Genomic DNA, 22680 nt, shown 5'->3' with positions numbered 1-22680 from the left:
TACTATTCCCAACTCGTGACCGGTAGACCGGCCGGATCACAGAAACCTGAGGGTGCATGAAACCCGGGACGGTTCAGACGTGTTCCGGAAGCCGCGCGAGCTTCCGGTCTGATTCACCCGAGTGACGTAGCTCATATTGTCTGGTGGGTCACTTGCCCGGCTGGTCACTCTCTTAAATTAAGAGGCCATTAAGGGCTTCTTCCGCAACATGAATCACACCAGTCACACGCGACACGCCGCTGTTACTTTCGGCGCGCCTCCAAAGGTTTGCCGATGACCGGCGTTGTAATGAAATCGCGGGGGCCGTGCGATAGTCTGGCCCCACGGTGCAACCAATCGCCGACCGCAGGAGTGATCACCGTGTACAACAACCCGCTATCGCGTTCACGCATGGGACGTATTGCCTGGTCCCTGCTCCGCCACCCGGTCAAGAGCCGTGAGTTTCCGGCCAAGAACGAGCGTCTGGTCACCGCTGCGGACATGGTCCGCTTCGGCGTCTAGCGCTCGCTCGACCGCTCTGGCCGACGGTATTCGGCAGTAACGTCAGCTGCTTTGCTGATCGTTATCGATTTGTGACCTCCGCGATAATTAAGAACGCACGCCCGCCCGGAACCGAATTCTCGGCCCCGGGCGGTTGCCGTATCTCAGGCAGTGAGCAGGCCTGAGTCCCGGATGGCTTCGGCCAGCGGCTCCAGCACGGCCGGGTCATGCGGTTGGGGGATGTAGATGATCGCCAGGTCCAGGCCTTCGGCGCCCAGGCCCGCAGCCTCGTCGACCACCTTGCGGTAGTCGCGGTCCTGGCCGAGCCGGACGTGCGCCGACAGGGTGATCTCCTTGGGGTCCCGGCCGATGTCGGCGCAATGCGCGGCGAGCACGTCGCGCTTGCGGGCGAACTCTTCCGGCGTCCCGCCGACGAAGTTCCAGTGATCGGCGTACTTGGCGGTGATCTTCAGGGTTCGCTTTTCGCCGCTACCGCCGATGCAGAACGGCGGATGCGGCTGCTGCGGCCCCTTCGGCTCGTTGCGGGCGTCCTTCAACTGATAGAACTTGCCGTCGAAGGTCGTGGTGTCCTGGCTGAGCAGGCCTTTGAGCACCTCGCAGGCCTCTTCGAAGCGGTCGAACCGCTCTTTGACCGAGCCGAGCTCGATGCCATAGGCGCCGGACTCCTCTTCGTTCCAGCCGGCGCCGATACCCAGTTCCAGCCGGCCGTTCGAGACGATGTCCAGCGCGGACGCCATGTTGGCCAGCACTGCCGGGTGCCGATAGTGGATGCCGGTGACCAGGACGCCGACCCGCAGCCGTTTGGTGGCCTGCGCCAGCGCGGTCAGCGTGACCCAGCCCTCCAGGCAGGGGCCGGTCGAGTCGGAGAAGATCGGATAGAAGTGGTCGAAGGTCCAGCCGGACTCGAACACGTCGATGTCGTCGGCAGCCTGCCAAACGGCGAGCATGTCCGACCAGGTGGTGTCTTGCGGTGAGGTTTTGAAGGCGAATCGCACGCTTATTGAAACTAGTCACGACGGGCTCCTAATTCCTGTGAGTTTCCTCCGCGCATTGGCAGACTGGATGCCATGGACCCAGTGGCCGCGCTGCGGGAGATCGCCTTTTACAAGGACCGCGCTCGTGAGGAATCCCGTCGCGTCATGGCCTATCGCAAGGCCGCGGACGTGGTGGAGGCGCTGGCACCCGAACAACGCGAGAAGCTGGGCCGAACCAACGGCTGGCAGACGCTGGCCGGCGTCGGACCCAAGACCGCAGCCGTGATCGCGCAGGCCTGGGCCGGTCGTGAGCCCGACGCGCTCGTCCAACTTCGTACGGCGGCAGCCGATTTGGGCGGGGGAGCGCTGCGCACGGCGCTGAAGGGTGACCTGCACCTGCACAGCAACTGGTCCGACGGCTCGGCGCCCATCAGCGAAATGATGGCCACCGCACAGCGTTTGGGCCACGAGTACTGTGCGCTCACCGACCACTCGCCGCGGCTGACCGTGGCGAACGGGCTCAGTCCGGACCGGCTCCGTCAGCAGCTGGACGTCATCGACGAAATCCGGGACCGGTTCGCGCCGATGCGGATTCTCACCGGCATCGAGGTCGACATCCTCGAAGACGGCTCGCTGGATCAGGAACCCGAACTGCTGGAGCGGCTGGACGTGGTGGTCGCCAGCGTGCACTCCAAGCTGGCCATGGACGCCGCCGCGATGACCCGGCGCATGGTCCGCGCGGTGTCCGGTGGGCAGGCGAACGTGCTGGGGCACTGCACCGGTCGCCTCGTCGAGGGCTCGCGCGGCACCCGGCCGGAATCGAAGTTCGACGCGGAAGCGGTGTTCGCGGCGTGCGCCGCCAATGATGTTGCGGTGGAGATCAATTCGCGCCCTGAGCGGCGCGATCCGCCGACCCGGCTGCTGAACCTGGCGTTGGACACCGGGTGTCTGTTCTCGATCGACACCGATGCGCATGCGCCCGGGCAGCTGGATTTTCTCGGCTACGGGGCGCAGCGGGCGCTGGATGCCGGTGTTCCGCAGGACCGGATCGTCAACACCTGGCCGGTCGAGCGACTGCTGTCCTGGGCCGCCGCGTAGCGTCTGGCGCATGGTTCTCGGTACCGCAACCGTCATCACGCTTTTCGCCGCCGGCCTGATCTTCCTGTTGGCCCTGATCCTCGGCATCTGGAAGTACCGGCAGATGGCCGTCAACCCCGACCATCTGGCCCACCCCTACGTCGACATCGCACACCGGGCCGCATTGATGTACTCGTTCTCCACCCTGCTGGTGGCGGTGTTCGTCCAGCTCAGTTCCTGGCCGTCGTGGGTGAACCTCACGGCCGCAATGGTTTTGGTGTTCTTCTTCGTCGTCGCCATCGCCGCGTACATCCAGCATGGGCTCCGGCAGGACACCACCAACCAGTTCGAGCACCCCAGCGGTGGTCTGCACGCCGGGATGGTGGCGCTGATCCTCGGTGAGGTCGGCGGATTCCTGGTGCTGTTGTCGGGATTTGTGGTTGCGCAGTTCTGAACCCGGTGTGCGGGCGTACTCGGTGAACATGGCACTTCGATCGAAGGCGCGTCGGGTCGCCACGCTGGCTACGGCAGTTCTCCTGGCCTCGTGTTCGTTTCACGTCGGTAGCGGGGCCACCACCATGTCCAAGGACAAATTGGAGACGGCGGTCAAGAACAAACTGAGCACGCAGACCGCGTCGAACATCGATTCCGTGTCCTGCGACGGTGGCATCGAGGCCACCATCGGGGCCACCCAGACCTGCACCGTCGTCACGGGCAAGACGAGTCGCCACGCGACGGCGCGAGTCGCGGATATCCGGGGTTCCGACATCGCACTCAGCATCGAAATCATCCCCGGTAAGTGACCCTGCACGACCGGCTACTGCAGCTGAACAGTCCGGCGCGCCCGTGGCTCATCCGCGCCGGCGCTCCCGAGGGCGTCGACCTCGTGGCCGAGTGGAAGTCGGACGATCCGGACTGGCGACAGGTGCTCGAAGACCTGGCCGTGGCCCTGACCTTCCAAATCCATCTGCGCCTGGATACCGAGAACCGGCTCTTGCACGCGGTGGATCACCTGGTCGAATGGCGCGAGGACGCCGAAGGCCAGTGGATCGAGTGCCACGACACCGGCGACCTGCAGCTGTTCTGGTCGGGCAATTCGAACTGCATGCACCACCTGATCACGACCGACGACATCAAAATTCCGATCCAGCAGTGCGTCGCCGATGCGGGATGGACGTATCGGATCGGTTAGTTCAATACTCGCCGCGCAGGTACCGCGCGTTCGCTTCGGCCTCGGCCTCAGCCGCTTGAGCCGACGTCGGCAGGTTCATGTATTCGTCGACGTAGTCGCGGGCGGTGTGGCTGTCGGCGCCTTGCCACATCAGCATGTCCTCAACGAGGGTCCGCTGACTGGACTGGCCCTTCAGCCTGGCCAGTTCGGCGGTGGCGATGATTTCCCGAGCCAGCTCTGCCTCGTCTGTGGACGTCACATGTGGTGCCAGCTCGATACGTTGAAGCCAGCCACTGATGGTCGCCGTCGCGGTGACGGTCCCCGCGGCATTGGTCACCCTGACAGCGAGCACGATCGGGGCTGTGGTGTCAGCGTCTGGTGTGAGAGCGCGTGCCGGATCGGCCACGCCGTCGGACTCGGCTGCGTGCCGGCCGGTGTCGTCATCCACGACATCGAAGTAACTGGGCGGGGCAACGTAATCGTCGAAATCCACGTCGCTGTCGTCGGCCCAGTCGTCTACGTCGTCCGATCGGTCAGTGTGCAACTTGGATCCCTGAGTGCCTTCTCGAATCCGACGAGATTCTCCTGCCTGCCATGACATTAGCAGCGCTGAGCGTTCCGAACCGCGGCGAATTTGGTGCTGAGCAGGTGTACACGGCGGCGTTAATGTGGATGAGTTGGGGCCGCAGTGTGTAAGGGGGGCACATGAGCGAGTTGAAGGTCGATCCGGCCGAGATTCACACATCGGGTGTCGAGGTGGGTGGGATCGCCGCGAGGACGAGATCGGCATTCGCCGACAGTGACACAGCGATTGCGTCCGCTCAGTCGGGCTGGGTAGGTACGTCCGCCGGCGCACTTGCGTCGTTGGCCGCGGATTGGCGGGACGCGACGGCGTTGTATCCCAAGAACCTCGTCGAGCACGGTGAAAAGTTCATCGAAGCGGCAGAGAAATACGTGCAGTCCGACGCATCGGGGGCAACTTTGGTGAAAAAAGCGGCCCAGGATATCGGGACTCGTTCGCTTGGCTGACCACCGTTGTTGACCGGGAGCGTCGGGCCGGTCAGTGGGCGGGCGTGAGCCTGAAGTAGCCATAAATATGGACCTGTTCATCGATTGATCCCGGCGTGACAGGCTCCTGTAGAGCGACCGCCAGTATTCGGTCGCTGCTGGTCGGTCGCCAGAACTTGCTGTCGCGTCGCCAGAGGATGTAGGCAAAGTCGATTTCACGCTCTGGAGTTTGGCCGGCGCGATCTGCCGAGTAGCCCGCCCTCTGCAGATATCCGCCGGCCTCGCTGCGAACCGCATCCCAGGTAAACCCGCCCCTGCCGGCCAGGAATCGGTTGCCGGCGACGACGTAGCCGGACTCGACTGTCGAAGCAAACTGCGTCAACGCCTGCTCGGCGCGGGTCCGGACTGCCGGATCAACGCTATCGATCGGAAGCGACGCCCCCCGCATCTGGAATTTTTCGTACGGATAGGCGGGAATGTCCGCCAATGGAATGGGCGGCCGCTGCCAAATTCGATACATCGTGGTTCCTCCGGCGACAATAGCGATGAATGCGACAACGGTAAGAACTATCCACATCGTTTTCGTCGACCGCTTCATCCTAGTGATCCAATGTTGACGACATTGGTGGGGTGATGCCCGTTGACGCCAGGTATTCCAGAACCGATGAGATCACCAAGCCTGACAGTGACGATGGGATTCTCATTGTCGCTGTTCCATGGATTGCGTAGCGTGACTTGAGCGTCACTGCCTGATCCGGTGATCTTTTCGACCATATATGCGTGGCTATTGTGTATCGGGCTGCCATCCGGCGTGCTCCCAATTGTTACAGGTTGGTGGTTGGCCAGGGCCTGTGCAATCTCTTGGTCAAGATGGTCCCTCGTCAGCCAGACATTCTGTGGATTGATGACTGTGCCTCGGTTTCCGGTGAGAGCCTCCATCGCGTCTTGAGGATAGCCGCCTTTGCCTATGCCATTGTCCAGTGCGTCTCCAAGACTTCGGCCCGGAGCTTTCAACTTCGCATAGGCGTTCTCCAGAACAGTCGGCCACAGTGGCGCATCAGGCCTGCCATTGTCGAGCCAACTTGCACCATGATGCGCAATATTGGTGTCGATATCGTCTTGCGTGACCGGGATGTGCCTCCACTGCTTGCCGTCCCACAACGTGACATCGAAATTTCCAGAGGTCGGGTCGTAGTGAATACGATCCTTTATCCATTGCGGATTCGCGTTGGCAATTGCGCCCATAGTCGAATCCAGATAGCAGTCTCCGATACTGTCTTGATTGACATCGTCAGCAGTCGGATCGTGCGGATACAGATTTTTGTCGGTCCACCGAGGTGGCGGTTTATCGTCGCCTTTTCCGTCCTCGCCCTGCATCGGTAGCTTTTCGCCAGCCTTCGTCAATGACTCGGCGAGAAGGCCGTCGGCGTGATCGGCCGCCTGCCGGATCTGATCCAGGCTCTGCTGGCCCGCTTTGGTCACGCCCTGCACAAGCGTGCGGAGGGCCGGCGGTAGCGACGATAAATTTGTCGGCGGCACCACGCGGTTTCCGTTGGCATCAACCGTGATGCCGTACTGCCCCAGCGTCGACCTCAACTCGCTGAGTTGGCTCTTGACCTGCCTGACCTCGTTGGCCGCGGTCTTGGCAGCTGTGGCAACCGCAGACGCATCGCGGCCGTGTCCGTCCAAAGTGTCTGCGTATGCCTGGGTGCGCAACTGCGCAGCATTGGCGCCAGTCCCTTGCCAGCTGTCAAAGGCCGACAAACTTCTCAGTGCACTATCGGCCTCCGCGGCCGCGTCAGCGCGTGCGGTACTTGCCGCACCTACTGCACTGAGCGAATCCGGATTCCACTTATCAACGTCTGCAATCGATAGCCCCATCGTGCAGCCGGCCTAGGAGATGTTGTCGGCCGTTTTGCCGACCTGACTCGCCCCAATATCGACAACTTTGCCGCACACCGTCACTACGGCGATGCACTTCTCAGCCACGAGCCCCCCAGTGTGCAGTCCACGCCTGACCCTCAACCGAGCCTAACCCGGCCCGATGGACCCGACCCGCACCAATTTTCGGGCGACTCGGTAGAACCCCTCGCCCAAATATCCCGGCGGGCAAACATGTTCTGATGCAGCGTCTCTCACTCGATGACGCATCCGGCAGCATCGGAATTCCCGTCGGGAACTCTGCCGACTGGAACCACCAGTCCGCGCGTGGTCAGACCTCGTCAGAGAAGTCGGCCGTTAGCCAGCGGTCGGGGCGGACAGTGAACAAGACAGTGGCAACACCTGCCATCGAACGGACGAACTCGCGGCCGGCCTCTTCGCCCAGATAGCGGATCGCGATGGCTTCCCGTGCGTCTTCCGGCGCGGGTGTGGCGGTGTCGACGACCGAGCCTTCGACGATCACGTACTGGTAGGGAGGCTCTTCCCGCTGGACCACGAGCGAGACCACGCCCGCCTGCTGGATCAGCTTCGCCTTGCGGCTGCCGGCGCCGGTGTTGATGCGGATCAGCCCGTCGGAGGTGACGTCGTACCAGATGGGGACACTCGACGGCGGACGGCCGTCTTCGGCGGCAACGGACAGCACCCCTACGTGCTTGTCGGCGAGGAACTGTTCACGCTCGGCTTCGGTCAGCTTTCTCGGCATGACTCCGCCAACGCCGCTTCGTCCCGCGCTATTCCGGCAGCATCGGCATCTCCCAGCCGGGGTCCTTGCCGACCAGCACGCCGCGCGTCAGGCACGCGTTGCCGAACTTCTGGCGCACCAGGTCGACGGCGCAGTCCACCGCGGCGGTGTCGGGTTCGCCGTCGAAGGGCAGCTCGAGCTGTTCGGTGCCGGCGGTGTCGACGTTCGACACCGAGAACCCCATCAGCGTCAGTCCGCGTTCGGCGATCATCGGTCCGGCGGCGGCCACCAATCCGCGTGCGGCCGTGAGGATTTCCTCGGTCGACGCGGTCGTGCGGTGCATGGTGTGCGAGCGTGTCACGCGACTGTAGTCGTCGAACCGCAGCCGCAGGACGACCGTCCGGCCGGTTCGGCCGCTGCTGCGCATGCGGCGGGTGATGCGGTCGACCAGGTTGATGATCATCGCGTCGATGTCGTTGTCGGACATGGTGTTTCCACGCCGGCCCACCGCGCGCTGGGCGCCGACGGACCGTCGTCGCACGCCGGTGGTGACTCGCCGGCGGTCGATGTTGTGCGACAACGCGAAAAGCTGGCGTCCCATGGCCGCGCCCACCATGGCGCCCAGCGCCGACTCGGTGAGGGCCGCGACGTCGGCCACCGTCTCGACGCCGTGTTCGCGCAGCTTCTCCGCAGTCTTGGCGCCGACGCCCCAGAGGTGCTGCACCGGAAGCGGATGCAGGAAGGCCAGCTCGCGGTCCGGCGGCACCAGCAGTAGTCCGTCGGGCTTGGCTTCGCGGCTCGCGACCTTCGCCAGAAACTTGGTGCGCGCGATGCCGACGGTGATCGGCAGCCCCACACGCTCACGTACCGCTTCTCGCAACGCTGCCCCGATCTGCACTGGGGTGCCGGATACCCGGCCGAGGCCGCTGACGTCAAGGAAGGCCTCGTCGACCGACAGCGGCTCGACCAGCGGCGTGGTGTCATGGAAAACCTTGAAGACCTCGCGGCTCGCCTCTGAATAGGCGGACATCCGCGGCGGCACGACGATGGCCTGCGGGCACAGGCCGCGGGCTTGATGCCCGCCCATCGCGGTGCGCACGCCGAACGCTTTGGCCTCGTAGCTGGCCGCCAGCACCACACCGGCACCGACGATCACCGGCCGGCCGCGCAGCGCGGGGTCGTCACGCTGCTCGACCGATGCGTAGAACGAGTCGAGGTCGGCGTGCAGGATCGCGGCTGCTTCAACATCCGACACTCGCCAATCTTCGCACATATGTTCGGATCGATGAGTGCCTGGCGCTCGGCTAAACAATTGTTTACATTGGTGAACATGCATTCACCTATGGTCGACGACCGGACCGCGCGGGCACGGATTCGCGACGAAGCCCTGCGCCTGTTCGCCGAGCGCGGTGCCGACGCGGTGACGATGCGCGACATCGCCGCCGCGGCTGGTGTCTCGCCCGCGCTGCTGGTCCGGCACTACGGCTCGAATGACGGATTGGTGGAGGCGGTCGACAACTACGTCGTGCAGACCCTGGAGGCGCTGCTGACCGAGGTGACAGCACCGGTCCAAGACGGCACGCAGCCCTCCGCGACGCCGACGCTGCTCGAGGCCTTCGCCGTCCACCTGCCGCCACAGTCGCCGATTCCGGATTACCTGGGCAGATCGCTGATCGCCGGCGGCGCAACGGGATCCGTTCTGTTCGCCCGGTTGTACGCCATCAGCCAGGACGCGCTTGGCGCGATGGTGGCGGGCGGAACGGCGGACGCCGGCGACGATCCGGCGGTGCGCGCGGCCTTCTTGTTGGTCAACGACCTGGCGGTGCTCATGCTGCGTCGGCGCGTTGCGGAAGTACTCGGGGTCGACCCGCTGACCGCCGCCGGCATGGAGCGCTGGGCCACCGAAGCCTTCGCGATCTACCGCGATGGCCTGACCGGATCGCCCGGCACCACGTGAGCGGCCTCATCGACAGTGCACGAGAAAGGTAGGGAGACAACCATGTCCACGCCCCGCAACCCACGCTCCGGTGACACCGGTGGCTTGGCGGCCGGCGGCGCCAGGCTGCTGCGGTGCCGACGTCTGGTGCGCGCGCCGATCTGGATCTATCGGACTCGCGGGGGCGCGCTGTTCGGTTCACGGATGCTGATGCTGGAACACACCGGACGCACGTCAGGGGCCCGCCGCTACGTCGTCCTGGAAGTCATCGACCATCCGTCGGCCGATACATATGTGGTGGCCTCCGGCTTCGGCACGAAAGCCCAGTGGTTCCGCAACATTGAGGCCAATCCCCGGGTGCGGGTCTACGTCGGCAGCCGCCCGCCGATGCCCGCGACGGCGCGGGTGCTGCCTCGGTCGGCCGCGGACCGCGCGCTGGGTGAGTACATCGAGCGCCATCCGCGCGCCTGGGCCCGACTCAAAGGCGTCCTCGACCAGACCTTGGGTACCGCAGTGAGCTCAACCCACACGGCGCTCCCGATGGTCGAGTTGCGGCTCGACACGACCTCATGAAGATCGCCGTCAGTGGCGCGGGCATAGCCGGGCCGACATTGGCCCATTGGTTGTCCCGCAGCGGCCATGACCCGGTCCTGATCGAAACGGCACCGCAGCTGCGCACCGGCGGCTATCTCATCGACTTCTGGGGCCTCGGCTACGCGATAGCGGAGCGGATGGGCCTGTCAGACGCGATACAAGGTGCCGGCTACGGGATCGAACAGGTCCGGCTGGTCGATGGCCTTGGCCGCAAGACGGGCGGGTTCGCCGTGAGCCCTTTCCGGCGAGTCTTCGACGGGCGATACATCAGCTTGCCGCGCGGTGAGCTCGCAAGGCTGATCTACGAAACGGTCGAAGACGAGGTCGAGACGGTCTTCGGCGACCGCATCACCGCGATCGAACAATCTGACCAGGGAGTGGAGGTCGTGCTCGAACACGGCGGCCACCGCGAGTTCGACCTAGTGATCGGCGCCGACGGCATTCATTCCACGGTGCGCAGTCTGGTTTTCGGCACTGACCCCACATTCCAGAGGCAGCTGGGCTATTGGGTCGCGGCATTCGAATCCGACGGATACCGCCCGCGCGATGAACTCGTCTACCTCGCCCACGGCAGGCCTGGACGCGTGGTCGCCCGGTTTGCGCAGCGGAACGATAAGACCCTGTTCCTGTTCATCGTCTCCGACGATCAGTTGACCGCTGCGGAGACGGCCGACGGCACCGGTGTCCGGAGAGCCTTGCGGCAGGTTTTCGGCGATGACGGATGGGAGTGCCCGGCAATCCTCGCCGCGCTGGATCGAGCCGAGGATCTGTACTTCGATCGGGTCAGTCAGATCAAGATCGACCGCTGGTCGCAGGGGCGCGTCGCACTGGTCGGGGACGCGGCTTCGTGCGTGTCGTTGCTGGCCGGCGAGGGAACCGGACTGGCGATGCTCCAGGCGTACGTGCTCGCCGGCGAACTCGACAGGTCCGGCGGTGAGCACGGTGAAGCGTTTCGCCGCTATGAGCAGCTGGTCCGACCGCTGATCGAGGGCAAACAAGAGTCCGCCAGAGCTTTCGCGGGCGTATTGGCACCGCGGACTTCGGTCGGCCTCTGGACCCGTAACCGCGTCAGCCGGCTGCTGGATATCCCGGCACTGGCGGCCTGGGTGATCCGGCGGGAATTCCGCGACGACATCGAATTGCCGGATTACGCGATGTAGCGCAAGAGTGGCGGACTTCAGCCGTAGATGCTGCTCAGCCAGATGTGGGTGAGGGTGTTCACGACGTCGTCGTGCGCGACGGCGCCCGGCTCGCCGGCCAGGGTGGCCATGATCATGCGCTCGTTCATCAGGTTCAGCGAGGTGGCCAGATCCCGGGCGGGCAGGGTGTCCGGCGCGGCGCCGCGCGCGCGTTCGGCGGCGATCAGTGCGGCGGTGAGGTTGATCCACTTCTGCATGAGCCCGGCCCAGAACTCGCGGAGTTCGGGAACTGTTCTGACCGCTTCGACGCCGGCCCGGGCGGTGGCCGGGTGCGAGCCGAATGAACTGAAGAAGATCTCGATGCCGTGCCGGATGGCCTTCTTCGGGTCCGCCGGCATGTCCTCGAGCGCGCCGTCGAAGCCGGTGTCGGCGCGCTTGATCAGCGGATCGAGCAACGACAGCAGCACGGCTTCCTTCGACGCGAAGTAGAAGTAGAACGTGGGGCGGGAGATGCCGGCGCCTTTGGCCAGGTCATCGACGGAAATCTCGGAGAACGAGCGTTGCTCGAGCAGGGCGGCTGCGGTGGCGAGGATGGCCGCTTCGCGCTCGTCGCCCGAGGGGCGTGCCGCACGACGGCCCCGGGGCGCCCGGGTCTGCGCAGCGGTACTCACGCAGCTGAGCCTAACAGTTTGTCGAGTTTTTCAACACACCGTTGACCGACTCAACACCATGTTGATACCGTCGGTACCATGATCGAACACTTCGATGTTGTCATCGTCGGTGCTGGCATCTCCGGCATCAGCACCGCCTGGCACCTCCAGGACCGCTGCCCCACCAAGAGCTACGTGATCCTGGAGCGTCGGGAGAACATCGGCGGCACCTGGGATCTGTTCAAGTACCCCGGCATCCGCTCGGACTCCGACATGTTCACCCTCGGCTTCCGGTTCAAGCCGTGGGAGTCGGCCAAGTCGATCGCCGACGGCCAGTCGATCTGGAACTACATCAACGAGGCCGCCGACGAGAACGGCATCCGCCAGCACATCCGCACCGGCCAGCACGTCACCTCGGTCGACTGGTCGGACGCCGAGAACCGCTGGACCATCAACATCACCGCCGGCGGCGAGGAAAAGCAGGTCACCGCGTCGTTCCTGTCGGTGTGCAGCGGCTACTACAACTACGACGAGGGCTACTCGCCCGAGTTCCCCGGCGCGGCCGACTTCAAGGGCCAGATCGTGCACCCGCAGCACTGGCCCGAGGACCTCGATTACACCGGCAAGAACATCGTCGTGATCGGTTCCGGCGCCACGGCCGTCACGCTGATCCCGTCACTGGTGAACGGCGGCGCCGGGCACGTGACCATGCTGCAGCGCTCGCCCACCTACATCGGTGCGCTGCCACTCGAGGACCCGATTGCCAAGCAGGCCAACAAATATCTGCCGAAGCACCTGGCGCACTTCGTGAACCGCTGGAAGCAGATCGGTTACAGCACCGGGCAGTACCAGCTCGCCCGCAAGTTCCCGGCCGTGTTCAAGAAGGCGCTGCGCCAGATGGCCGAGCGCCGGCTGCCGGAGGGCTTCGACTACGACAAGCACTTCAGCCCGCGCTACAACCCGTGGGACGAGCGAGTCTGCCTGGCGCCCAACGGCGATCTGTTCAAGGCCATCCGCTCGGGCAAGGCCGGCGTCGTCACCGACACCATCGAGACCTTCACCGAGAATGGCATCAAGCTGACCTCCGGCGAGGAGCTGCAGGCCGACATCATCGTCACCGCAACGGGTTTGAACATGCAGCTGTTCGGTGGCGCGACCGCCAACCGCAACGGCGAGCCGATCGACCTGCCGTCCTGCATGACCTACAAGGGCCTCATGCTGTCGGGCGTGCCGAACATGGCGATCACCTTCGGCTACACCAACGCGTCCTGGACGCTCAAGGCCGACCTGGTGTCCGAGTTCATCTGCCGCGTGCTGAACTACATGGACGCCAACGGATTCGACCGCGTCGAGCCGCAGCACCCGGGCGACAGCGTCGACGAGCTGCCGTTCATGGACTTCACGCCCGGCTACTTCAAGCGGGCCATGGACAGCCTGCCCAAGTCGGGTTCGGAAGCGCCGTGGAAGCTCAAGCAGAACTACTTCTTCGACATGCGGACCATCCGGTACGGCAAGGTCGACGAGCAGGCGCTGCAGTTCACGAAACACCGTGCCGCAGTGACGGTTTGATCCGTCAGACGAGAAAAGCCCCCACCTCACGGTGGGGGCTTTTCCGTGTTGATGTCACGGTGTGACGACGACGATGCCGTCCTCGTCACAGTAGGCGATGTCACCCGGGACGAAGGTGACGCCGCCGAAGGTCACCTCGACATCGCGCTCGCCGGCGCCGGTCTTGGTGCCCTTGCGGGGGTTCGTGCCCAGCGCCTTGATGCCGACGTCGATGGTGCGCAGCGTCGACGCGTCGCGCACCGGGCCGTTGACGATGACGCCCGACCAGCCGTTGTCGTGCGCGAGGCCGGCGATGATGTCGCCGACGAGGGCGGTGTGCAGTGATCCGTCGCCGTCGACCACGAGGACGCCGCCGTCGCCCGGCGTCGACAGGATCGACTTGAGCAGGGCGTTGTCCTGGAAGCACTTCACCGTGGTGATGCGGCCGGCGAACATGGTTCGACCGCCGTAGTTCTGCAGCTGCAGATCGCAGCTGCGGACATCGGGATAGATCTCGTCGACGAGGTCGGCAGTGGCGCGGGGTTCGATGGTCACCCGCCGATTATCTCAGGGCGCGGAGTCAGCCGGCGGCGCGGCGTCGGGCCAGCAGCACGACGAGCAGGGCCAGAACGCTCGCGACGATCACCGCGGTGACCGGCACCTGCGAGCGCTGCGGCACGGGCGGAGTCAGGTCGAGCACGGGCAGCGGTGCGGGCGCGGGCGCCCCGGGAGCGGGCGGCTGGGGCGCCGGCGCCTCGGAAGCCGGGGGTGCGGGTGGCCCGACCTTCGGTGGAGCCTTCTTCGCCGGGGCCTTCTTGGCCGGCGCGGTGGTTGCGGCCTTCTTGGCGGGCGTCTTCTTCGCCGGCACCTTCTTGGCGGGCGTCTTCTTGGCCGGAGCCTTCTTCGCGGGCGCCTTTTTCGCGGGCGTCTTCTTGGCCGGCGTCTCCTTCGGGGGGACGCCGGGTTGCGACTCCTCGTCGGGGGACTTCTGCTCGTCTGCCATGCGGGTGCTCCTCCGGGTGGGTCAGGACACCCCGAGGCGGGCCAGGACGTCTGCGTCGATGCCGTCGAGCTGGCTTTCGATGGCGGCGTGCGCGGTCCGCCGCTGCGGCGCCGGCATGTTCTCCGCCGCCGTCACCGCGGCGGACAGATCGGCGAGCTTGCTCGACAGCGTCGCCACGAACTGCTTGGTCTCGGCGTCCTTGGGCTTGTTCTCGGCGACCTGGCGCAGCGAGCGCTCCGCACCGGCGATCCGGGCGGACAGCGCGCCGCCGGCACCGGAGAACTGCCCGATCTGGCTCAGCGGAACACCCAGTTGGTCCGCGCGGCGCTGGTCGATGAGACCGCGCGCGGCAATCGCGGCCCGGTACGCCACGGGCACGACAACGGGGGTGAGGATTCGCGACACCATCAGCAGCCGGCGAATCTTGGTCGGCGACAGCAGCTTGCCTTCACGGACCGCCTGCAGCTGCGTTTCAGCAACCTTGAGTGCCATCTTGTCGCTGTCCCGCTGGGCTTTGACGCCGGCCCGGTCCCGTTTCGTTTGCCGACGGCCTTCCGCCTTGATGCGCCGGGCCTCGTTCTTGGCGGACAGCCGTGCCTCGAGTTTCGCCTTCGCCTTGATCGCCTTCGCCTCGGCGCGACGGGTTGCCCGGCTCTTGCGTCGCTTGAACAGGCCCATTCCGGCTGACCTCCCGGTCGTCTCGACACGTGTGCACGATCTTGCTGCGATGGTGACGTCACCTTATCGTCCGTGGGCCGGAATCGGGCATCGGGCCATGGGTCGAATTCCGCCGCAATTCGGGGGTGGAATTTCCCACATTTCTCGCTACTTTATCCAGCAAACAAAGTCCGGCGGCTGTGCGACAATTATTCGGAATTCATCGGAGCGGGTTTTTGATGCCATGAAAGCAGAGGGAACGATGGCGCCACGCCAACGAATAGCTACAGCTGCCGCGCTGATGGCATCTGGGCTGTTGATCGCTGGCCTGGGTGGTGCGAACGCCTTCGCTGATACGGCAGCTTCCGGTAGTGACTCGAGTGGCCACGGTGGCGGGGCTTCTCATGGCGGCACGAAGCCCGGTGGCAGCTCGTCCGCTGGTGGCGGGCACAAGGCCCCGGCGCGGCCGGCCAAGCCGACGGACGGCCAGTCACAGGCGCCGTCGGCCGGGGGCGCCGGTTCTGGGGGCAAAAAGGATAAGCGCGGTGCCTCCGGCGGCGTTGCCAAGAGTGGTTCTGAAGCTGGTGTTCACGACCCCGGCAAAACCGGTGAATCCGGCAAGAATGCGTCTGAAAGCAACGCCCCCAGCAAACAAAATAATGTCACTTCTCCGGGGCGGCCCGAGGATTCTGGAACGTCGAACGCGGCCGCTGGCGAACATCAGCCGTCGGCCGGCTCGTCGACTCAGCAGACCGAAACCGGTACGACGTCCGGCACCACCGCACCCGCGACGACGGGCGGGACAAGCCAACCGCAGCCGGCTGCCGCGACCGGTCCCGCGCCCGCGACCGCGGCGAGCGCCCCCGCCATCCGGTTCCCGAGCCTGCCCAACATCTTGAGCCTGCCGTCGCTCCCGGGTCTGCCCAAGCTGCCCGGCCTGCCCACCGCAGGCGGCGTCAAGCCGGGAAGCGGTTCGGACAGCCCCGCGTCGCCGACCGCGTCACCCACCAAGGCGACGGTCAAGGCGACCCCGGCCGGACCGACCACCAGCATCAACCTGATGGGTCTGACGTTCTCCCTGCCGTCCGCGGCTGTCCACACGTCGCCGACCGGGGCCGTGCAGAGCATCGATCTGACGAAGATCCCGCTGGCGTCGCTGGTGCCGCGACTGCCGAAGTGGGATCAGCTCCCCCAGCTGCCCGACATGTCGAACATCCCGGTGCTGGCGCAGCTCGCCGCGATCCCGGTTTTCGTCCTCGCCCACATCGAGCCGGTCTATGACTTCGTCGCAGGGCTCACCAACGCGACGCTCGACGCCGCGACGTCGCTGCCCTTCATGCAGACGTCGCTGTCGATGCTGAGTGCCCAAGTCGTTCCGACCATGAACCTGAACGTCGGGCGCCCGAACCGCATGCCGGTGCCGGCTGCGGGCCTACCGCTGGCGCCGGTGCTGGATACGCCGGCGTTTCCCGCGCTGAAGCTCGACAACCCGGTCGTCGTCAGCGCCCCGGCAGAACTCCCGGCGGTGCGGTCGCCGCAGCCGACCACGTTCGGCACCAAGAACGAGATCATCGCTGAACCCGCGTTCCGCGCCGGATATCCTGACTACCTGCGCGCAGCCGGTCTCAGCGAGGTGGCCGCGGTGGCCGTTCCCGGCTTCACCGGCATCCTCATCCTGACGGGCGCCGGTGGCCTGGTCGGCTACCGGCAGGCGCGCGCTGGTCACGTGGTCCGCCGCAGCGGCACTGCACGATTTATGACCTGAGGCAATGGGTCTGCGGCACAATTGATGGCAACCGTGCCAATCGCAGCGAAAGGGGGTTCGGCATGCCCGCGAGCCGCCGTGTCACACGCGCAGTCAATTCGGTGCTGGATCTTGCCCCGCGACGTGGCGAGGTCTCACTTGCCCGTCTCGTCGAAGCAGTCAGCGAGGACCGTGGCCGCCCGATCGAGGTGACCATGGCCGACCTCCCGCCCGGCGTCTGTGGGCAGTGGCGCCAGTACAACGACCGCGACGTGTTCCTCTTGCAGAAGGGACTGCCGGCCGGTGACCGAACCCTCGCCCACGAGCTCGGCCACCTGGTGCTGGGTCATGAGGGCGTGTCCGTCGTCGAGGCCGCCCGCGACACCATGGAACTGGCCAGTTCCGATCTCATCGGCTACATGCTGAATCAGCGGACCGGCTGTATGGGGCCGGCCGGTGAGGAAGCCGAACAGGAAGCCGAGGATTTCGCCGCGTTGCTCATCCACCGGCTGGGCCGGCTGCCTTCTGACCGCTCCTCGATCGTCCAGATCCGTCTCGGCGAGGCGTTTGGTTGATCATCTGGGTTATCGCCGGCCTGCTCGGCCTGGCGACCGGCCTGCGTATCGGTTGGGCGCTGGTCAACAAACAGTCCCTCGTCAGTGCCGCGATGATCGTTGCGCTGGGCAGCCTCGGCCTGGTCGCGGCACTGAACTGGGAGCCGCTCACGCTCCTGCTCGACACCATCCTGCATTGGCCGAACGTGTCCAGCATGCTCAGCCAGGTGGCGCTGATCGCTTGTGCCGCAGGCAGTTGCGTGATGATCACATCGGCATCGTCGAGTCGTAAACCGCTCGTCATCCGCCGCATCGCCCTGGCCCAGTACGGCGTCGCCGGGGCGATCGCGTTGCTCACCCTGGTGCTGTTCTTCCTGACCCCGCAGCAGCCGGAGATGGCGCCCGAGGAGTACCTGCGCAGAAATCTGGGTTCGGGCGGCAACTCGTTGTCGTGGCTCTTGCCGTTGTTGTACGTGTTGCTGGCGCTGACGCTGGTGGCGTGGGCCGGGGTGCGCAATTCCAACCGCACCCGAAGGGGCCGCGCCCTGTTCGTCTTCAGCGTCGGCATCGTGCTGATCGTGCTGGCCAGCGCCTTCATCCTGTTGCGGGCGGTGGGCAGCACGCAACTGGTCGGTGTCGGCGCGGCGGCGACCATTCTCGGCTGCGCCATGCTGGTGGTGGCCAGCGGCTCGCTGCTGCCCAGTGTCGAGGACTGGTTCGGGGCGCGGCGCGAACTGCGGACCATCGCCCCGCTGCTCGCCGAGTTGAGCCGCCGCCATCCGAACATCGGCATCGGTGTGCGGCCCCGCGGTCCGCTGCTCTTCCGGGTGGCCGAGCAGATGTCGTTGATCTCCGATGCGCTGTACCTGGAGGCCACCGCCGTCCTGGACGGTGCCGGTGAGGCCGCCGGCTCCGGACGCGTCGACGTGGCGCCGGATGTGCAGGCGCGGCGGGTGGCCAGCTGGATTTACGACGGGCGTAGCAGCCGTCCGAAGGGCGGTTCGCGGACGAAGTTCCCGGGGCCGAGCTGGCTCAGGCAGCCCGCGACGTATTCGGATCGGGAGTGGATTCTGGCGATTGCCGCGCAGTACCGCGAGCTGGATCGGCAGGGTAAGGCGGATGCGCCCGGAACCGCCGCGAAGGCGTCTGTCGGTCGCGTGAAAGCAGTACGACCAGCGGATTAACGGAATCCGCTGGTCGTAATGTGGTCGAGCCCGATCGGGCTAACCAGTTCAGCTGTCGAGGTTCTCCTGGCGACGCAGCTCGTCGACCTTGTTGGCGAGGTCCTTCTTGGCTTCGGGGGACAGGCCGACCGTACGAGCGGCAATCCGGCGGATGCCCTCGTCGCGCATGTTGGCGAGCCAGGTCAGCTCCTTGTCGAGCTTCTCGTAGTACTCGTCGTCGGTGAAGTAAGCCGGCTTGATCCGGAAGAAGTTGGCAAGCGCAGCCATGGTCGCGACAGACGGGTTGGTCCGGTTGCCCGAACGCAGCTGCGACAGGTACGGGGCCGACATGGTCACACCCTCGGCCTTGAGTGCGGCGATCACCTCGGCAGATGTGTGGGGGCCGCGTCCGGGCGGGTAGACGGTGTCAAACAGCCGGTTCAGCCGAGCGGCGAACGTCATGCTCATCGGTTATTCCTCCACTTAGCGATATCCGCAGGCGTCAGTGTCACTATTTGCTGACTATCGTAGCGAGAGTTGCGCCGGGAACCAAGTGCAAACCACGGAAAAGTCGCTCCAGCTACCAAATTTGTCGGCTCAAAGGGCTCCGAGCTGGGGTTCTGGGGGTGGATCCCGGCCCCGGTCGACGGCCTGATGAGGCAAATTTTGACGCGTGTGCTATTTTGCCCGGACCTCGGCTGCACGTCGCGTCACAATCGCTGTCGGGCGGGGGATGATTCAGCAATCCGGGTGTCGGGCGCTCGGTGTCGTCCGAAGTGTTTGCCATTAGCGTACCGACGATTAACCCGAGCGGCAGGACGTGGCAACCGCGTGAGCAGGATGGGGAGCGCCCTGGGCCGGCGGCCGGCGACATGGCGAATTGCCCGACCTCTTTGCTGTTAACCCACTGTAGGGTCAAGCGGCAAGCAGCATCGCCAGAATGGCGGTGTCGGGGTGGCTGATGGGATCGACGCCGACCCTGCTGACCATCGAGGTGATGGTGCCGTCGGCTTCGGCTTCGACCCACGCGGCGCGATGTTCCAGTCCCAGGTAAGGCAGTCCCGGTAGCAGCAGGCACCCCGACGCGGCGCCGTGGCACTCCGGTAGGGAGGGTGTCGTCTCGGCGGGCGGGTGGAGCATCAACAGGGCCGTCGGCTGATGGTCGGCGAAGTATCCCGGTGTCACCGCTGCTTCGCCAACAACGGGCCCTTCCGCGAGGACGAGGCCGACGGTGCCCGGCTGTGGATGTTCTGGCAGTTCCTCGCGCGTACCGAAGACGGTGGTGGTTGCCAGCAACCCGGGCAGCGAGGCGACCCGGACGGCGACCATCAGTAGCTGGGCCCATTCCTTGGTGGAATCGGGCCACCGGCCGGACACCACGAACCCCTTCAACGCGCCGCCGGAATGGAACGGTGCAATCTCGACGGCTTGCCCAGACCTCTCCATGGCTGCCCTCCGGTACCTCGATCAGCAATCAGTCGATACGGCAGTGGATCGCTGATTCCAGGGTGCGGCAGTGACGCGTTAGCACGCAAGATGGCCCGAGTGCCAGAAGTGTCACGTGGGCCGAATGTGGCTGCCGGCTCGCGAGATGGGGGCTTCGGTGGTAAACGAGAACGGGGCGCCGCGCACATGCGCGACGCCCCGTTACCGGAAAGCGTGAGATCAGCCGAAGATCAGACCGTTGGTCTTGGTCGTGGCGGCGGCGAAGCGCTCCTGCACGTCGGCCCAGTTGACGACGTTCCAGAAAGCCTTGACGTAGTCCGCCTTGACGTTCTTGTACTGCAGGTAGAAGGCGTGCTCCCACATGTCGACCTGCAGCAGCGGGATGATGCCCAGCGGCACGTTGGCCTGCTGGTCGTACAGCTGGAAGGTCAGCAGACGGCCGCCCAGGCTGTCGTAGCCGAGCACCGCCCAGCCCGAGCCCTGCAGGCCGTTGGCGGCCGCGGTGAACTGCGCGCGGAACTTGTCGAACGAACCGAACTGGTCGTCGATGGCCGCGGCCAGCTCGCCGGTCGGCTTGTCGCCACCGTTGGGGGACAGGTTCTTCCACCAGATCGAGTGGTTGACGTGGCCGCCGAGGTGGAAGGCCAGGTTCTTCTCGTTCAGGAAGATCGCGGCGTGGTCGTCGCCGGCCCGCGCCTCTTCGAGTTTGGCCACCGCGTCATTGACGCCCTTGACGTAGGCCGCGTGGTGCTTGCTGTGGTGGATCTCGTTGATCTGACCGGAGATGTGCGGCTCCAGGGCGCCGTAGTCGTAGTCCAGGTCCGGCAGGGTGTACTCAGCCACAGGATTCCTTCCTTAGATGATCGCGTGCGGGATCAACGACCCTAGTTGGGGTTCGTCCACAGATCCCAGACCACATTGCTCCATCGCTGCGCGCACCGCAAGGACACCCCCGGAACAGGGGTGGGATCGGTGCCTGTTGGGCCTTTAGACCAGAACGATCAGAACGAGCACGACGAGCAGGACCAGCGCGATGATTCCGGCGCGGACACACGCGACGAGTTGGCTGTGTGTGCGGGACGGGAACGCCGATTGCCACTCGGGCGATGCGCCCGAACCCGGACGCAACGGATGTGCCGCCATTGCATACTCCCTGACCTGCCAGAACAACCCTGAGTTCCCGATTTCGAGCGGAGTGAGGATTGTCACAACCCGATGTTGTGACGCCGATCATAACTGTTTGCCGGCGGGACGGGGAAATCGGGCCCCATCGGCGGCGGGCCGGATTTGCGGCCCCGGATTTACTTAGCCCGGCAAGCTTTTTCGCTCACGCCGCGTGTCGGCCTGTTGATCAACGGGGACCAATGGCCCCTTGTTTATCCCCAGTCAATTATGCGTTCGGCGCGCTGTGGCCGGTAAGGCCGTCGGCGGGCCTCCCGTCGCCCTGTGGATGAACCTGTGGAAACTGTGGATAGTTCTGCGATTGCTGTCATGGCGTGCTGTGGTGGCGTGAGCCCCGCCCGTGCCAGCATGTACGCATGGATGATGATGTGCACGTGCCGCAGATCGACGTCGATCAGTTGCCCACCGCGTTCGACTCGGACGCGGTCCTGCTCGACGTGCGGGAAGACGATGAGTGGGCCCGTGGCCACGCCGCAGGGGCCCAGCACATCCCGATGAGCGAGGTGCCCGCCCGGCTGGGGGAGATCGACGGTGATGCCGCGCTGTACGTCATCTGCCATGCCGGCGGCCGGTCGCTGAAGGTCTCGCACTACCTGGCGCGCAATGGGTTCGAGCCGATCAACGTCAACGGCGGGATGCTGGCGTGGGCCGGTGCAGGTCGCGCGATCGTCACCGACGACGGCGCCCCCGGCGCCGTCTGACGGGCCCGTAGGCTGGTTCCGTGATCCAGGTCTGTTCCCGGTGCTCGACGCGTTGGAACGTGCGTGATCGCCAGCGTCAGTGGTGCCCGCGCTGCCGCGGTCCGCTGCTGGCCCCCGACGCGCAGGCGCCGGCCGGGCAGACGAAGTCGGCGCGCGGATACCGGTGGATTGCCGTGCGGCCGGGTCCTGCGCCTAAGCCACGGCGGCAGCGGCCCCCGTTGGGGCCGACCCCGCATTACGACCACATTCCGCGCTGGGGCCTGACCGAAGAGTTCGCCCAGGATCCGGGGCCGCCCGCCGCGCCGGAGCAGACGCATCGCGGACCGTCGACGGCTGTGGTGCAGACGGTCGCGGCCATCACGATGATCGCGCTCGGCGCCGCGGCGTTGATGCATGTCGTGCGCTACGTCCTGCTGCTGATCAACCGCACCGTGCTGCTGAACCCGTGGGTGGCCCTCGCCGGCAGCTGGCTCGGCGTCGCGGCCGGCGTCGTCGCGTTGTTCGCGGTGCTGGCGACGGCGATCGTGCTCACCAACTGGCTGATCGCCCGCCGCGCGGCGGCCTATCACCGCGCCGGCACCACCGAGCCGCGCCGCCGCTGGGTGCTGTGGGTCGGCTGCCTCGTCCCGGTGGTCAACATGTTCCTCGCGCCGGTGTTCGTCACCGAGATGGCCACGGCCGAGAACCGCGTGAATGCGTTGCGCCGCCCGATCGGCATCTGGTGGGCGATCTGGGCCGTGTCGGGTCTGGTCGTCGCGTGGTCCATCGTGGGCATGTTCGCGACGGACCCGCAGGGCATCGCCGACAGCACCGAGGTGACGGTCATCGCGTACCTGATGGGCATGCTGTCGCTGGCGATGGTCCTGCGCGTCTATCACGCCTTCGAACGGACGCAGGCCGACGCACCCGCACAGCGCTGGGTCGTCGTCGACGCGGAGCAGGCCGAAGAATCAGGTGCCCAATCGGCGGTTCCGGTTGAGCCCACAGCGGAGGAACCGGCAGCATAGGA

At 65.7% G+C, this 22680-nt stretch carries 28 protein-coding genes; 14 read left to right on the top strand and 14 right to left on the bottom strand.

Features of this window, described 5'->3' with window-relative positions:
* Positions 1-644: 644 nt before the first annotated feature.
* Positions 645-1496 (bottom strand): LLM class F420-dependent oxidoreductase, encoded by an 852-nt coding sequence (locus tag ACJH7A_RS19930; protein WP_406802598.1) that lies wholly within the window; start codon positions 1494-1496, stop codon positions 645-647.
* 72 nt (positions 1497-1568) lie between these two features.
* Between ACJH7A_RS19930 and ACJH7A_RS19925 the strand changes: the two genes are divergently transcribed.
* From ACJH7A_RS19925 to ACJH7A_RS19910, 4 genes are read left to right on the top strand one after another with little or no spacing between them, the layout of a single operon-like run.
* Positions 1569-2573, top strand: coding sequence for a PHP domain-containing protein (locus ACJH7A_RS19925; RefSeq protein ID WP_406802597.1), 1005 nt, complete (start codon positions 1569-1571; stop codon positions 2571-2573).
* Positions 2574-2583: 10 nt separating this feature from the next.
* Entirely contained in the window at positions 2584-3006 is a 423-nt protein-coding gene (locus tag ACJH7A_RS19920; protein WP_406802596.1) for a hypothetical protein, read from the top strand.
* Positions 3007-3034: 28 nt separating this feature from the next.
* Positions 3035-3355, top strand: coding sequence for a DUF4333 domain-containing protein (locus ACJH7A_RS19915; protein WP_406802595.1), 321 nt, complete (start codon positions 3035-3037; stop codon positions 3353-3355).
* Positions 3352-3744, top strand: a complete 393-nt coding sequence (locus ACJH7A_RS19910; protein ID WP_406802594.1) for a hypothetical protein — start codon at positions 3352-3354, stop codon at positions 3742-3744. Before ACJH7A_RS19915 ends, ACJH7A_RS19910 begins: the two co-directional genes overlap by 4 nt.
* A gap of 1 nt (position 3745) precedes the next feature.
* Here ACJH7A_RS19910 and ACJH7A_RS19905 read toward each other — a convergent pair whose 3' ends face one another.
* Positions 3746-4267 (bottom strand): hypothetical protein, encoded by a 522-nt coding sequence (locus tag ACJH7A_RS19905; RefSeq protein ID WP_406802593.1) that lies wholly within the window; start codon positions 4265-4267, stop codon positions 3746-3748.
* A gap of 161 nt (positions 4268-4428) precedes the next feature.
* Here ACJH7A_RS19905 and ACJH7A_RS19900 point away from each other — a divergent pair, with 161 nt between their 5' ends.
* Positions 4429-4752, top strand: a complete 324-nt coding sequence (locus ACJH7A_RS19900) for a WXG100 family type VII secretion target (RefSeq protein ID WP_406802592.1) — start codon at positions 4429-4431, stop codon at positions 4750-4752.
* A 31-nt stretch (positions 4753-4783) separates the two neighbouring features.
* Here ACJH7A_RS19900 and ACJH7A_RS19895 read toward each other — a convergent pair whose 3' ends face one another.
* The 4 genes from ACJH7A_RS19895 to dinB form a co-directional block, all read right to left on the bottom strand.
* On the bottom strand, positions 4784-5329 hold the full coding sequence (locus ACJH7A_RS19895; protein WP_406802591.1) for a hypothetical protein: 546 nt from the start codon (positions 5327-5329) through the stop codon (positions 4784-4786).
* The gene (locus tag ACJH7A_RS19890; RefSeq protein ID WP_406802590.1) at positions 5326-6612 is read right to left on the bottom strand and encodes a C2 family cysteine protease; all 1287 of its coding nucleotides are present in this window, start codon (positions 6610-6612) and stop codon (positions 5326-5328) included. The genes ACJH7A_RS19895 and ACJH7A_RS19890 overlap by 4 nt, the downstream gene beginning before the upstream one ends.
* 331 nt (positions 6613-6943) lie before the next feature.
* Positions 6944-7375 carry a pyridoxamine 5'-phosphate oxidase family protein gene (locus ACJH7A_RS19885; RefSeq protein WP_406802589.1) on the bottom strand — a complete coding sequence of 144 codons (432 nt, stop codon included), beginning with the start codon at positions 7373-7375 and terminating at the stop codon, positions 6944-6946.
* A 28-nt stretch (positions 7376-7403) separates the two neighbouring features.
* Entirely contained in the window at positions 7404-8627 is a 1224-nt protein-coding gene (gene dinB, locus ACJH7A_RS19880) for a DNA polymerase IV (protein WP_406802588.1), read from the bottom strand.
* 57 nt (positions 8628-8684) lie between these two features.
* Between dinB and ACJH7A_RS19875 the strand changes: the two genes are divergently transcribed.
* The 3 genes from ACJH7A_RS19875 to ACJH7A_RS19865 are packed head-to-tail and all read left to right on the top strand — an operon-like array spanning position 8685 to position 11044.
* The gene (locus ACJH7A_RS19875; RefSeq protein ID WP_406802587.1) at positions 8685-9311 is read left to right on the top strand and encodes a TetR/AcrR family transcriptional regulator; all 627 of its coding nucleotides are present in this window, start codon (positions 8685-8687) and stop codon (positions 9309-9311) included.
* 42 nt (positions 9312-9353) lie between these two features.
* Positions 9354-9863: a nitroreductase family deazaflavin-dependent oxidoreductase gene (locus tag ACJH7A_RS19870; RefSeq protein WP_406802586.1), complete on the top strand. Its 510-nt coding sequence runs from the start codon at positions 9354-9356 to the stop codon at positions 9861-9863.
* Positions 9860-11044 carry an FAD-binding domain gene (locus ACJH7A_RS19865; protein WP_406802585.1) on the top strand — a complete coding sequence of 395 codons (1185 nt, stop codon included), beginning with the start codon at positions 9860-9862 and terminating at the stop codon, positions 11042-11044. Before ACJH7A_RS19870 ends, ACJH7A_RS19865 begins: the two co-directional genes overlap by 4 nt.
* Before the next feature lie 17 nt (positions 11045-11061).
* On the opposite strand, the gene ACJH7A_RS19860 is transcribed toward ACJH7A_RS19865, so the two are convergent.
* A complete protein-coding gene (locus ACJH7A_RS19860; RefSeq protein ID WP_406802584.1) occupies positions 11062-11694 on the bottom strand; it encodes a TetR/AcrR family transcriptional regulator in 633 nt (210 codons plus the stop codon).
* 78 nt (positions 11695-11772) lie between these two features.
* Here ACJH7A_RS19860 and ACJH7A_RS19855 point away from each other — a divergent pair, with 78 nt between their 5' ends.
* Positions 11773-13242, top strand: a complete 1470-nt coding sequence (locus ACJH7A_RS19855) for an NAD(P)/FAD-dependent oxidoreductase (protein ID WP_212807600.1) — start codon at positions 11773-11775, stop codon at positions 13240-13242.
* A 54-nt stretch (positions 13243-13296) separates the two neighbouring features.
* Here the strand turns inward: ACJH7A_RS19855 and rraA are convergent, their stop codons facing one another.
* From rraA to ACJH7A_RS19840, 3 genes are read right to left on the bottom strand one after another with little or no spacing between them, the layout of a single operon-like run.
* A complete protein-coding gene (gene rraA / locus ACJH7A_RS19850; protein WP_212807599.1) occupies positions 13297-13776 on the bottom strand; it encodes a ribonuclease E activity regulator RraA in 480 nt (159 codons plus the stop codon).
* Positions 13777-13801: 25 nt separating this feature from the next.
* A complete protein-coding gene (locus tag ACJH7A_RS19845) occupies positions 13802-14224 on the bottom strand; it encodes a hypothetical protein (protein WP_212807598.1) in 423 nt (140 codons plus the stop codon).
* Between the two features lie 21 nt (positions 14225-14245).
* The gene (locus ACJH7A_RS19840; protein WP_212807597.1) at positions 14246-14902 is read right to left on the bottom strand and encodes a DUF6474 family protein; all 657 of its coding nucleotides are present in this window, start codon (positions 14900-14902) and stop codon (positions 14246-14248) included.
* Between the two features lie 874 nt (positions 14903-15776).
* Here ACJH7A_RS19840 and ACJH7A_RS19835 point away from each other — a divergent pair.
* The 3 genes from ACJH7A_RS19835 to ACJH7A_RS19825 all read left to right on the top strand — a co-directional run bounded on the left by ACJH7A_RS19835 (position 15777) and on the right by ACJH7A_RS19825 (position 18363).
* Positions 15777-16646 carry a hypothetical protein gene (locus ACJH7A_RS19835; RefSeq protein WP_212807595.1) on the top strand — a complete coding sequence of 290 codons (870 nt, stop codon included), beginning with the start codon at positions 15777-15779 and terminating at the stop codon, positions 16644-16646.
* Between the two features lie 62 nt (positions 16647-16708).
* Positions 16709-17200, top strand: coding sequence for an ImmA/IrrE family metallo-endopeptidase (locus ACJH7A_RS19830; protein ID WP_212807594.1), 492 nt, complete (start codon positions 16709-16711; stop codon positions 17198-17200).
* On the top strand, positions 17197-18363 hold the full coding sequence (locus ACJH7A_RS19825) for a hypothetical protein (RefSeq protein ID WP_212807589.1): 1167 nt from the start codon (positions 17197-17199) through the stop codon (positions 18361-18363). The genes ACJH7A_RS19830 and ACJH7A_RS19825 overlap by 4 nt, the downstream gene beginning before the upstream one ends.
* Positions 18364-18411: 48 nt before the next feature.
* Here the strand turns inward: ACJH7A_RS19825 and ACJH7A_RS19820 are convergent, their stop codons facing one another.
* The 4 genes from ACJH7A_RS19820 to ACJH7A_RS19805 all read right to left on the bottom strand — a co-directional run bounded on the left by ACJH7A_RS19820 (position 18412) and on the right by ACJH7A_RS19805 (position 20931).
* A complete protein-coding gene (locus ACJH7A_RS19820) occupies positions 18412-18810 on the bottom strand; it encodes a helix-turn-helix transcriptional regulator (RefSeq protein ID WP_212807588.1) in 399 nt (132 codons plus the stop codon).
* A 447-nt stretch (positions 18811-19257) separates the two neighbouring features.
* Positions 19258-19788, bottom strand: a complete 531-nt coding sequence (locus ACJH7A_RS19815) for a peptidase (RefSeq protein WP_212807587.1) — start codon at positions 19786-19788, stop codon at positions 19258-19260.
* Positions 19789-20007: 219 nt separating this feature from the next.
* Positions 20008-20631 carry a superoxide dismutase gene (locus ACJH7A_RS19810; RefSeq protein ID WP_212807586.1) on the bottom strand — a complete coding sequence of 208 codons (624 nt, stop codon included), beginning with the start codon at positions 20629-20631 and terminating at the stop codon, positions 20008-20010.
* 144 nt (positions 20632-20775) lie between these two features.
* Positions 20776-20931, bottom strand: coding sequence for a hypothetical protein (locus tag ACJH7A_RS19805; RefSeq protein ID WP_212807585.1), 156 nt, complete (start codon positions 20929-20931; stop codon positions 20776-20778).
* Between the two features lie 395 nt (positions 20932-21326).
* Between ACJH7A_RS19805 and ACJH7A_RS19800 the strand changes: the two genes are divergently transcribed.
* Positions 21327-21671, top strand: coding sequence for a rhodanese-like domain-containing protein (locus ACJH7A_RS19800; protein WP_212807583.1), 345 nt, complete (start codon positions 21327-21329; stop codon positions 21669-21671).
* A gap of 59 nt (positions 21672-21730) precedes the next feature.
* On the top strand, positions 21731-22678 hold the full coding sequence (locus ACJH7A_RS19795) for a DUF4328 domain-containing protein (protein WP_244872730.1): 948 nt from the start codon (positions 21731-21733) through the stop codon (positions 22676-22678).
* The last annotated feature ends 2 nt before the right edge of the window (positions 22679-22680 follow it).

The sequence above is a fragment of the Mycobacterium sp. SMC-17 genome (genome assembly GCF_045310915.1).
Taxonomy (GTDB): Bacteria; Actinomycetota; Actinomycetes; order Mycobacteriales; family Mycobacteriaceae; genus Mycobacterium.
This window is presented reverse-complemented; position numbering and strand designations above follow the sequence as displayed.